This window comes from Archangium violaceum Cb vi76, from assembly GCF_000733295.1.
In the GTDB taxonomy this organism is placed as follows: domain Bacteria; phylum Myxococcota; class Myxococcia; order Myxococcales; family Myxococcaceae; genus Archangium; species Archangium violaceum.
This window is the reverse complement of sequence record NZ_JPMI01000045.1, coordinates 94,487-105,414: the sequence shown is the minus strand read 5'-3', so window position 1 is coordinate 105,414 and position 10,928 is coordinate 94,487. Positions and strand designations below refer to the sequence as shown.

The 10,928-nt window shown below is 70.0% G+C and carries 7 protein-coding genes; 1 reads left to right on the top strand and 6 read right to left on the bottom strand.

The window, feature by feature from the left end:
• Position 1 precedes the first annotated feature (1 nt).
• Complete coding sequence (locus Q664_RS07810; RefSeq protein WP_052517811.1) at positions 2 to 2,245, top strand: type I polyketide synthase; 2,244 nt, start codon at positions 2 to 4, stop codon at positions 2,243 to 2,245.
• Here Q664_RS07810 and Q664_RS07805 read toward each other — a convergent pair.
• The 6 genes from Q664_RS07805 to Q664_RS07780 form a co-directional block, all read right to left on the bottom strand.
• Positions 2,212 to 2,733 (bottom strand): response regulator, encoded by a 522-nt coding sequence (locus tag Q664_RS07805; RefSeq protein WP_043391634.1) that lies wholly within the window; start codon positions 2,731 to 2,733, stop codon positions 2,212 to 2,214. The genes Q664_RS07810 and Q664_RS07805 overlap by 34 nt on opposite strands.
• Positions 2,734 to 2,879: 146 nt before the next feature.
• Positions 2,880 to 3,392 carry a response regulator gene (locus Q664_RS07800; protein WP_043391630.1) on the bottom strand — a complete coding sequence of 171 codons (513 nt, stop codon included), beginning with the start codon at positions 3,390 to 3,392 and terminating at the stop codon, positions 2,880 to 2,882.
• 186 nt (positions 3,393 to 3,578) lie between these two features.
• The gene (locus Q664_RS07795) at positions 3,579 to 5,741 is read right to left on the bottom strand and encodes an ATP-binding protein (RefSeq protein ID WP_235216600.1); all 2,163 of its coding nucleotides are present in this window, start codon (positions 5,739 to 5,741) and stop codon (positions 3,579 to 3,581) included.
• Positions 5,742 to 5,882: 141 nt separating this feature from the next.
• On the bottom strand, positions 5,883 to 6,713 hold the full coding sequence (locus Q664_RS07790) for a hypothetical protein (protein WP_043391626.1): 831 nt from the start codon (positions 6,711 to 6,713) through the stop codon (positions 5,883 to 5,885).
• Between the two features lie 14 nt (positions 6,714 to 6,727).
• The gene (locus Q664_RS07785; protein WP_043391624.1) at positions 6,728 to 9,763 is read right to left on the bottom strand and encodes a CehA/McbA family metallohydrolase; all 3,036 of its coding nucleotides are present in this window, start codon (positions 9,761 to 9,763) and stop codon (positions 6,728 to 6,730) included.
• A 14-nt stretch (positions 9,764 to 9,777) separates the two neighbouring features.
• The gene (locus Q664_RS07780) at positions 9,778 to 10,860 is read right to left on the bottom strand and encodes a hypothetical protein (protein ID WP_043391621.1); all 1,083 of its coding nucleotides are present in this window, start codon (positions 10,858 to 10,860) and stop codon (positions 9,778 to 9,780) included.
• Between the last annotated feature and the right edge of the window lie 68 nt (positions 10,861 to 10,928).

Genomic DNA, 10,928 nt, shown 5'->3' with positions numbered 1-10,928 from the left:
CATGTCCGAGGAGATCAACTACCGCCAGCTGTTGCAGCAGCAGTTGGTGAAGATCCGCAAGCTGGAGGCCCGGCTGGAGCAGGCCGAGGCCGCGCGCCGTGAGCCCATCGCCATCGTCGGCATGGCGTGCCGGCTGCCAGGAGGCGTGGAGGCCCCGGAGGAACTCTGGGAGCTGATGGTGAAGGGGGTGGACGCCACCAGCGAGCTCCCATCGGGCCGCTGGGACGCCGAGGCCCTGTACGATCCGGATCCCCAGGCGAAGGGGAAGATCCGCACGAAGCGCGGGGGCTTCCTGAGGGACGTGGACCGGTTCGACGCGCGGTTCTTCGGCATCTCCCAGCGGGAAGCGGAGCGCATGGATCCGCAGCAGCGGCTGGTGCTGGAGGTGGCCTGGGAGGCGCTGGAGAGGGCCGGGCACGCGGTGGAGCGCACCCGGAGGGATCGGGTGGGCGTGTTCGTGGGGGTGATGAACAACGACTACGGGCAGCTCGCGCTGGACCAGGGAGGACTGGCGGCGATCGATCCGTACTTCATCGGCGCGAAGGCCAACTGCGCCATCTCCGGGAGGCTGTCGTACCTGTTCGGCTTCCAGGGGCCGAGCCTGGTGGTGGACACGGCGTGCGCGTCGTCGCTGGTGGGGGTGCACCTGGCCTGCCAGAGCCTGCGCAATGGCGAGTGCACGATGGCGCTGGCGGCGGGGGTGAACCTCATCCTGTCACCGGAGGCGAGCGTCTACCTGTCGAGCAGTGGGGCGCTGGCGCCGGACGGGCGGTGCAAGACGTTCGATGCCTCCGCGGACGGGTACAGCCGGGCCGAGGCCTGTGGGGTGCTGGTGCTGGAGCGGTTGTCGGACGCGAAGGCGAGGGGCGCCAACATCCTCGCGGTCATCCGGGGCTCGGCGGTGGGGCATGACGGCCCGAGCAGCTCGTTCACGGTGCCCAATGGCGTGGCGCAGCAGTCCGTCATCCGTCAGGCGCTCGGGAGCGCGGGAGTCCAGCCCGCCGAGGTGAGCTACCTGGAGGCGCACGGCACGGGGACGGCGATGGGAGATTCCATCGAAGCGGAGGCGGCGTGGTCGGTGCTGAAGGAGGGGCGCCAGGGCGGGGAGCCGCTGTGGATGGGCTCGGTGAAGACGAACCTGGGCTATCCGGAGGCGGCCTCGGGGGTGGTGGGGATGATGAAGGTGGTGCTGGCGATGCGGCACCGGCAGCTCCCGGCACACCTGCACTTGAAGAACCCCAACCCGCACATCGACTGGAAGTCCATGGGCGTGAAGGTGCCGGTGGAACTGACGGAGTGGGAGCCGGCGCGGGGCCAGCGCATCGCGGGGGTGACGTCCTACGGGAGGACGGGGACGCTGGCGCACGTGGTGTTGGAGGAGGCACCGGCGAGGCCGGAGGTGAAGCGGGAGGTGGAGCGGCCGGAGCACGTGCTGGTGCTGTCGGCGCGGAGCGAGGAGTCGCTGCGAGCGCAGGCGGGCCGTTACGCCCGGGCACTCGCGGAGGGCCGTGAGCCGCTGGGAGACGTGTGCTTCACGGCGGCGGCGGGCCGCGCGCACTTCGAGCACCGGTTGGCGGTGGTGGGCCGTGACGCCGCTCAGGTGCGGGAGCGGCTCCTGGTGGCGGAGGCACGGGGCCCGGTCACGGTGGCGCCGAAGGTGGCGTTCGTCTTTGGCGCGGAGGGCACGTGGCCTGGCGGCATGGGCCGGGAGCTGTACGAGACACAGCCCGTCTTCCGCGAGGCGCTGGAGCAGTGCGCGGCGGCCCTGAAGGGCGTGCTGGAGAAGCCGCTGGTGCGGGTGCTGTTCGGCCCGGAGTCCGCGCTCCTGAAGGAGGCATCCTACGGCGGGGCCGCGGTGTTCGCGCTGGAGTGGGCCCTGGCGCGGCTGTGGCGCGCGTGGGGCGTGGTGCCGCGGAGGTCCGTGGGGCAGGGCGTGGGCGAGGACGTGGCGGCGGTGGACGCGGGAGTGCTCGGCCTGGAGGAGGGGCTGCGGCGGGCGGTGGGCCAGGTGCCGCGGGAGCGGACGGACGCGGGCTCGCTGGAGGGCACGGAAGCCCTCCTCCTGCACCCGGCGGAAGCGGAGTGGCCGCGGCTGTTGAAGACGCTCGGCGAGCTGTACGTGAAGGGCGTGGAGGTGGACTGGGCCGCCTTCGATGCGCCGTACGCGCGGCGCCGGGTGGCGCTACCCACCTATCCCTTCCAGCGCCAGCGCTACTGGCTGGGGGGCGCGCAGGAGCCGTCCTGAGGCGTGGTGAGGGTGAGCACGAGCTGGCGCACCTCCTGTCCGTTGAAGGGCTTCCTCAGCTCCTTCAGCAGTTGGAGATCGCTGAACTCCTGGAGCAGCTCCCCCCACGAGTAGTCGGAGTAGGCCGAGCAGAGCACCACGCGCAGCGCGGGCGCCACGGCGCGCAGCCGCCGGAGCGTCTCGGCCCCATTCCAGCCGGGTGGCATGCGGTAGTCGAGGAACACCAGCTCGTAGGGCCGGCCCGACATCAGGGCCTCGCGGATCTTCGCCACGCCTTCCTGTCCCTGGAAGGCCGAGTCCACCTCGAACTCCGGATCCACGAGGGCCGGGGCGGGCACGGACGCCGGGCCGAACAGGGCCGCTTCCAGTAGATCCAGATCATCCTGGTCGCGGCGTTGCTCGGGGTTGAGGATCCTCCGGAAGTCGGTGTGGATGGCCTCGGAGTCGTCGATGACGAGGACCCGCTTCTTGTTCGCGCACGCGCTCATGGGACCAGAAAAGGACTGCGGAGTGGCCTGCCGGATATCAGGGGCTGTGTGACGGAATGGACACCGGAGCCGTCACGGGAATTCCTCATGACGCGGAGCCTGGGGCTCGTCAGGAGGGCCCCTGGGGTTCGCGGGGGCCACCGGGTTCACCCGGATTTCGAGGCGCTCTCCTTCGGCGCGGTGAGGGTGAGCGCGAGCTGGCGCACCTCCTGGCCGTTGAAGGGCTTGCGCAGCTCCCTCAGCGTGTGCTGCTCGCCGAACTCCTGGAAGATCTCCGTCCACGAGTAGTCCGAGTAGGCCGAGCAGAGCACCACGTTCAGCGTGGGCGCCACCGCGCGCAGCCGCCGGAGCGTCTCCGCGCCGTTCCATCCCGGGGGCATGCGGTAGTCGAGGAACACCAGCGTGTAGGGGCGGCCCGCCTCCAGGGCCTCGCGCACCTTGCTCAGCCCTTCTTGCCCCTGGAAGGCCGAGTCCACCTCGAACTCCGGCTCCACGTCATGGGTTCGGGACGGCGTCGGGCCGAAGAGGGCCTCTTCCAGCAGATCCAGATCGTCCCGGCCGCGGCGCTGCTCGGGGTTGAGGATGCGGCGGAAGTCGGTGTGGATGGCCTCGGAGTCATCGATGACGAGGATCCGCCGCTTGTCCGTGGGATTGCTCATGCTCGCTCCTGTGGGCCAATAGAGGGACATGGGCAGAAGCCTTTCGGCCACCACCCGTCGAGAGCCGGGTTCAAGGGACGGTTTGCCGGAAGTCGATGGAATGTTCTGTCCCCCACAGATAGTGGCACTGTAAGATTTTTCTCGAAGTCTTGCACCACGAAAGCGGAGGGGGAGGAGCGAGTCCCCTCAGGCGCTCTGTTGAGCCGAGGCGTAGGGCAGCTCCAGCGTGAAGGTGGCCCCCTGTCCGGGTCCCTCGCTGTGCACGGTGAGCGAGCCGCCCAGCTCCTGGGCCGCCAGGGCGCTGGAGTGCAGGCCGAAGCCATGCCCCTCCTCGCGGGTGGTGAAGCCGTACTGGAAGATGCGGGTGAGCATCTCCGGCGCGATGCCCATTCCGTTGTCGTGGACCTGGATGCGCACCAGCCCGGTGGGGGTGCGCTCCATCTTCACGGTGAGGATCCGCTCGACGGGGGGCACGCCGTCCATGGCGTACTTGGCGTTGCTGACGAGGTTGACGAGGATCATCATCGCCTTGTGCTTGTCGGTGAGCACCGGGGGCAGGGCCTCGAGCTGCCGCACCACCTTCACCTGGTGGCGGGTGAGCCCGGCGGCGTTGATGCGCAGGGCGTCCTCCACCAGCGCTTCCAGGTGGACGGGCTCCTGCACCCGGGGCGTGCGGGCGTAGTTCTGCTGCACCTTCACGATGTCGCCGATGTGCTCGGTGTAGCGGCCCACGTCATCCAGCAGCGTGGCGATCTCCTTGCGCTCCTCGAGCAGGTTCTGGCCCAGCTTGCCCAGGAAGGGCAGGACGTTCCTGCCGCGCTCGTCCTGGGCGAGGAAGGCGCCGATGTCGTCCTGGTGCTCCTGGAGCATGCCAGCCACGCGGCTCACGTGCTCCAGGCGCAGGCTCGTCATGCGCTCCCTGGCGAGCTGGGCGGCGGTGTAGACGCTGTTGAGCACGTTGCCCACGTTGTGCAGCACGTTGGTGGCGATCTCCGCCATGCCGGCGCGCCGGGCCGACTGCACCAGCTGCCGGTGTACGTCCTTGAGCTCGCGGGTGCGCTCCTCGACGCGCTGCTCCAGGCTCTCGTTGGCCTCGCGCAGGGCCTTCTCGCGGCGCCGCACCTCGTCCACCATGCACTGGAAGGAGTGGGCGAGCTGCCCCAGCTCGTCATTGCGCGAGGTGTCCAGCTCCACCTGGAATTCACCGGAGGCGATGCGGTCGGTGGCCTGGGTGAAGGTGAGCAGGGGCCTGGTGATCTGCCACCGGAGGACCCAGGCCATGATGGCCAGCTCCAGGACGAGCGACAGGATGCCGAGCAGCAACACGTAGCGGGCGGCCAGGAGGGCGGGCTGGGACACCACGTGCTCGGGGAGCACGGTGACGAGGTTCCAGCCGGGTCCCAGGAGCCGGGCCACCGCGAGGTACTCGTCGTGCTCCGGCAGCTTCAACACGGACACCCCGGGCGGACGGGTCCTCACGCTCTCGATGATGCGCCGCAGGTGCTCGCCCTCCATCTGCGTGGGGGGTTGGACGATGGGCGTGCCGTCATCGCGGAAGAGCAGGTTGTACGCACCGGGCAGGTGATCGTTGATGGTGTGGTCCATCAACTCCTCCAGCATCACGTCCTGGCTGATGGACGCGGCATGCCGGCCGTCGAGGTCCAGCGGGGTGGTGGACGTGGACATGGACCTGCCGCTGACCTCGTCCGTGTAGACCTCGGACCAGAGCGTCCGCCGCTCCGGGTTGTTCTCCGGCAGGCTGGTGGAGAAGTACACCTGTTGGGTGACCATGAAGTCGGGCGTGGTGTCATGGATCCAGGTGGGATGCTCGGGCCAGTAGATGACGATGGGCCCCTCGGGCAGCGTGACGAAGGTATCCGAGAAGCGGACGTGGAAGGCGGGGCCGTAGGAGGTGAGCACGTCGTACGAGGCCAGCAGCCGGCGGCGCATGTCCTCGTCGACCTTCACGCCCCGGGGCACGAAGACGCCCACCGTCCTCGTGCCATCGAATCCCTCGGGACGGCTGCGAACCGAGCCATCGGCCATTCGCACGAACAGCCGATCGAAGCGGGGGCCGAGGTCCTCGGGGCCGAGGGCCCGGATGCGCTCCTCCAGGGCCCGCTTGATGAAGGCGAGGTTGTCCTCGGCCAGCAGGAAGATGCCCTGCTCGCTCTGGGCGCGCTCGGTGACGTGCTGCTCCAGGTGCGCGAGGGCCTCGGTGCGCAGCGTGTGCAGGATGTGGAGGTAGCTGAAGAAGGTCGTCAGGGTGATGACGACCGCGATGCGCACCCCCATCTTGAGGAGCGTCGAGCGGGCCAGCGGAGCGCGAAGTCGGGAAGTCGGCTGCATGAGGAATCTGGCCGCACTGACACGAGATGCGAGCCGGGAATTCCGCTGGGGTGCGGGCGGGGGGCCGCCCGCCTGGAGGGTGTGTCCGCCCGGGGCATCATCGTCCTGGATGCATGCGGGGCATGTCCAGGACGGGATACACTACATCCGGTATGTGACCTTCAGCCCGCCAATGGCGAGTGCGCGCTCGGCCCCCACCAGGGGCAGGCTGGCGCCCAGCTCCGCGCCAAAGTGCTCGCCCGCGCGGAAGCGCAGCCCGAGCGCCGGTGCCACGTAGTCCAACACGGCCCGGTGGCCGAAGTGCAGGTTGGCATCGAGCACGGCGGCGAAGCCGCTGCAGAGCGCGTACTCGGTACCCACGTTCATCAGGAAGCCGGCGCGGGGCAGCGCGGGGCCCGCCCCCAGGCCCATGTCTCCATCCAGGCCCACGTAGCCGTGCACCTCGAAGCGGTTCGTGGGCCGGTACAGCAGGGCGGCGCCCACCTCGGCGCCCAGCGTGCGGGTCCTCGGGCTCGCGAAGGACGTGGGCAGTTGCAGCCGCGCGCTCGGGGCGAGGACGAAGGCGCCTCGAGTCAGCGCCACCCAGGTGCCGCCCACGGTGAGCTGGCCCAGGTGCAGGGTGGTGCCGGTGAGGGTGGCGTTCTGGACGAACTGGAAGCGCGTGGCCTCCAGCGTGGCGAAGACCTCCAGGTCCGGGCGCACGGCGTAGCTGCCGCTGAGGAGGGCGGCCCCGGTGACGGAGCCGTAGAAGTTCTCCGTCTCGATGATGGCGCCCCCCTGGACGCCGAAGCCCACCTCGGTGCGGGGGCAGGCGCGGCGGCCGGTGGCGACATCGGCGGACAGGAAGCCGAAGGTGATGGGGCCCTCGGCCAGCGCGGGGGAGAGCCACTGCTCACACCCGCCCTCGGCGCGAGCGGTGGCGGGCAGCAGCAGCAGGACGGCGAGCGCGGAGAGCAGTCGGGACGGGTTCACGGTGTGCCCTCGATTCACTGGGCGGCCACGCCGGGGGCATCGAAGCGTCCGTTGCCGTTCCGGTCGAGGAGGAAGGGGTTGGTGAAGGACATGGGGTAGCCGCCGGTGACCACCTGCGAGAAGTGGAACTGCGAACTGGCCTCGCTGGTGGGCGGAGCCGGGGTGCGCAGCGGGCCGTAGCTGGAGCCCTCGGCGATGTCGGCGCGATCCACCTTGCCGTCGCCGTTGTTGTCGCCGGTGTCGGGGATGCCGTCCGGCTTGCCATCGGGGCCACCGAAGTCGGCGGCGAGCGGCAGGCGGGCGCCGGCCTCCACCACCACCCACGCATCCCCGCTCACGCCGGAGAGCAGCTCGGAGAGCGCGAGGTTGCCGTTGTAGCGCATGAGCTTGCTCTCCACGCTCAAGAGGTCGAGCGGATCCTCTGGATGGAAGAGGTCCGTGCCGCTGAGCGTCTTCACGACGTTGCCGTTGACCACGATGCGCACCTCCTCCACGGGCACCCAGGGGGCGGCGGAGACCCTGAGACGGAGCTGCGCGTCGGCCGCGGGGGCGAACGGGGTGAAGCCGAATCGGCGGGGACCGCTCGCGGTGTCCACGGTGGCCTCGATGACGGGACCGTTGGTGCCGAAGGACTCACCGGCCTTGAGGGCCTTGTTGAACTCGGCGGTGTTGAACGAGGTGCCGGGTCTGGTGCTGGTGTAGACGATGTTGCGCGGCACGCCCACGGTGTTGTCGGTGAGGCTGTGCGAGTCGCTGTTGGCGGTGCCCGCGGCGAACTGGCCCTGGTTGAGCGTGTAGAACCAGAAGGCGCGGTAGGGCAGCAGCATGTCGTTCTGCGTGCCGTTCATCACCTCCTGGGCGTGCTGGCCGTTGTTGGCGAAGCCGCCCTTGGGCGTGCGCACGTACATGCCGGCGCTGGTGCCGTCATCGCTCGCGGGCAGGTTCTTCGTCGTGTCGAGCGCGAGCGCGCGCGGGTAGCCCAGGTCGCGGCCGAACTCGGCGTCGGACCAGGGGTGGTTGAGCTGCACCAGGAGCTGGTCGCGCAGGGCGGGCGGGGCGCTCTCTTTCACGCGGTCGAACAGCTCACCGGGCTCGACGAGCTCGTCCGGCGGGGCGCCGTTGCGCGGCTTCGTCGGGTCGTACTCGAGCGGCCAGAAGTTGTAGTGGCCCACCACGAGGGGCACGGAGGCGCCGGGGCGCTTCATCCAGAGGATGTGGCCGGTGGTCTCCAGGCCCACCACGGCGCTCATCTTGTTCTGCAGGCCCAACTCGCGCACCGTCTGGGCGTAGTCGTAGATGACGTCGTGGTCGGTGGAGACGATGACGTCCAGGTCCGTGGCGGAGAAGGAGAGCACGCGGTCGTACTCGGGGATGGAGCTGTCGAAGCTGGCCGCGCCGTGCACGTGCAGGTCCGCGCCCACGGTGTTGAGGGGCTGGAGCGCCAGCTTGTACAGGGCGAGCTCCACGGTGGTGGTGGGCTCGATACCGAAGCTCACGGTCTTCCGGTCGATGGTCCAGAAGGGCCCCTTGAAGGCGTAGAGGTAGAAGCGGCCCGCGGGGACGTCCACGGTGGCGGTGCCGTTGCGGACGAGGAAGCGGTTGCAAGCGGGCGAGGGGCCCGGAGGAGGACCGAGCCACGGCGCGCAGGTGCCGAAACGGCCATGCAGGGAGCCCTCGGTGCCCTTCAGGGTGGTGTCGTCCACGGGAACGAGGAAGACCTCGGCGTCGAGGCCCGCGTTGGAGACCCAATCCACCACGTTCACGGTGAGGCGCGAATGGGAGGACACGGCGAGCGTCCCCAGGTCCGTGTCCGCGTTCACGTTGTCGAGCTGGCGGTCGGCCACCTTGCGGCCGAAGGCGTGCAGCTCCACCACGTAGTCACGGCCGGCGGGCACGCGGGCCTGGAAGCGGCCCTCCTTGTCGGGCGTCACCTGGGTCCACGGGACGCGGTTGGCCTGGGTGGTGGTGAGCTCGCCCTCGCTGACGAGGACGCTGACCTCGCGGCCCGAAGTGGAGACAGGCGCCCCGTTCCGGGTCACCACGCCACTGAGCGTCACGTACTCCTCGCCGCGCAGCTTCTGCCGGGCCTCGAGCGCCAGGTCCGCGGCGGCGGCCACGTCTCCGCGCTCGGACACGGCGAGGAAGCGCTCGAAGACGAGGTAGTCACGCGGCTGCACCACGGTGCGCGCCAGGCCCGAGGAGGAGATCTGATCGCTCTGGAAGCCCTCGAGCAGGTCCGCCTCGCCGCAGGCCACGTGGGCATAGCTGGAGGCCGGATCCGAGGCCATGGCGGCCGTCAGGTAGGGGAACTTCTTGAAGGCGTTCCCGATGGAGAGGAGGCTGAAGGACGGGTGCTGGTAGCCCGAGCCCTCCGCGGGCGTGAAGGGCAGGGCCTCGCGGCCGCTCCAGTAGAAACCGTCCGCCAGGGCCCACAGCTGCGGATCCACGGCGGTGTTGAGGACCTCGGTGCGCACGCGGATGCCAGGCTCGCACGGGCGCATCTCGTAGATCGTGTGGATGGGGAACTCGGGCTTGCCGTCGAGCGTGCCGTTGAACTGCACCGCCACGCGGGTGGGGCGCTCGTCGATGATCTTCATCGACGTGTAGTGCGCGGCGTCCCCGGGGAGGATGCCCACCACCTGGAGCACCTGGTTGAGGCCGTCGTTGTCCTTGCCGCGAGCGCTCAGGTCCAGCAGCGAGCCGCCGTTGGGATCCAGCAGGTTCGTGTTGCCGAGACCGGCGATGACGGCCACCGCCCGGTCATTGCCCAGCAGGATGTCGCCGCGGGCGCCGAGGGCGTTGAGGCCGCCGGGCACGGTCTCGGGGCCCGGGACGGGATCATGGCTGCCCACGCGCTTGTCCGTGGGCGTGAGGGTGCGCACCTCGAGCATGGAGCCGGAGGCGGCCTCACAGGAGTAGCTCAGTTTCTCGCAGGGGCTGACGACCCGGCAGTTTTCATCGTTGCCGAGGCAGCTCTCCTTCTTGCAGCCGGCGAGCGTGAGCCCGAGCAGGGCGAGACTCGCGGCCAGGAGGCGGAGGGGGGAGGACATGATGGATGCTTGTATCAACCTCCCCGGTGGTTCCTCCAGTAGCTCAGCCCGTGGGCGGCGTGGCACGCGTCGCCGATGAGGTCCAGGTAGAGCTGGTACTGCGCCGCCTTCACGGACTCCATGTCGCGGAAGGCCCCCGAGGCCTCGAGTCGACGCACCGCGCCATCGAGCAGCGCGAGGGCCTGCTCCACCGCCCGGGCTTGCTCGGGCGTGGGTTTCCATCCCGTCTCCTCGCGGTAGCGGCCGAGCGTCTCCAGGAAGTGCCCGTGGAACTTCACCATCTGTACGAGCACGGGGAGGCGGTACGCGGGAGGAGCGGAGGTGAGGGCGGCGTCGTACTGGCGGGACTCGGAGCCGAGCCGGTAGACGAGCACGTCCACCTGGGTGTCGAGGCGGGAGCCCCAGGCCTTGCGCACCGCGGGGTGGCGCGCGTGGCTGGCGACGGCCTGGAAGAGGTGCAGTCCCCCACAGGGGTGCGCGTAGATGCCCTGCTTGCGCTTGGGCACCTGGGGCAGCCCGGCCTTCATTCCGGCCAGCAGCTCCGCCTGCTCACGTTCGAGCAGGGCGAGCGCCTCGTCCATCACCGCGTCGAGGCGGACCGTTTCGCCCGCGCCGGTGGTGAAGGTGGCGCCCGGAGGCAGGGCGTGGGAGAGGGCATCGAGCGTCCAGGCGCCGTGGGGCGAGAGGGCGGCATCGCGGCGGAAGTCGCGCTTCAGGTCCTCCACGAGCGCACCGAGCGTGACGGGACCTCCGCTGGCGCGGAAGGACTGGGAGGCCGGGAAGCCCGCGAGCAGCAGCGTCTTCACGAGGAGGTTGGGGTGGGGCTCCACGGGCGTGCCGTCGGTGGCGAAGGCGTCGAAGCGGAGGTCCGTGCCCTCTCGGCGGAGGAAGTCCGAGACGATGACGTCCGCGGCGCGGCGGCCATCGCGGGCCTTGAAGGCGCGGCCCTCGGCGGTGATGCCATGGGCGAGCGCCCAGGGGTTCTTCGGGTCCGCGGCCCAGGTGCGGCACTGCGTGCGGAGCACCTCCTCGGCCGAGGGGCGTGCGGCCGGAGCGGCCGACAGGAGCGCGAGCAGCGCCAGGGTGACAGAAGTCATGGGTGTCCTTGTCCGCGAGGACGACCCTTGTACTATTGACTCTCCAATCAATCATCCCGAGGAGCCAC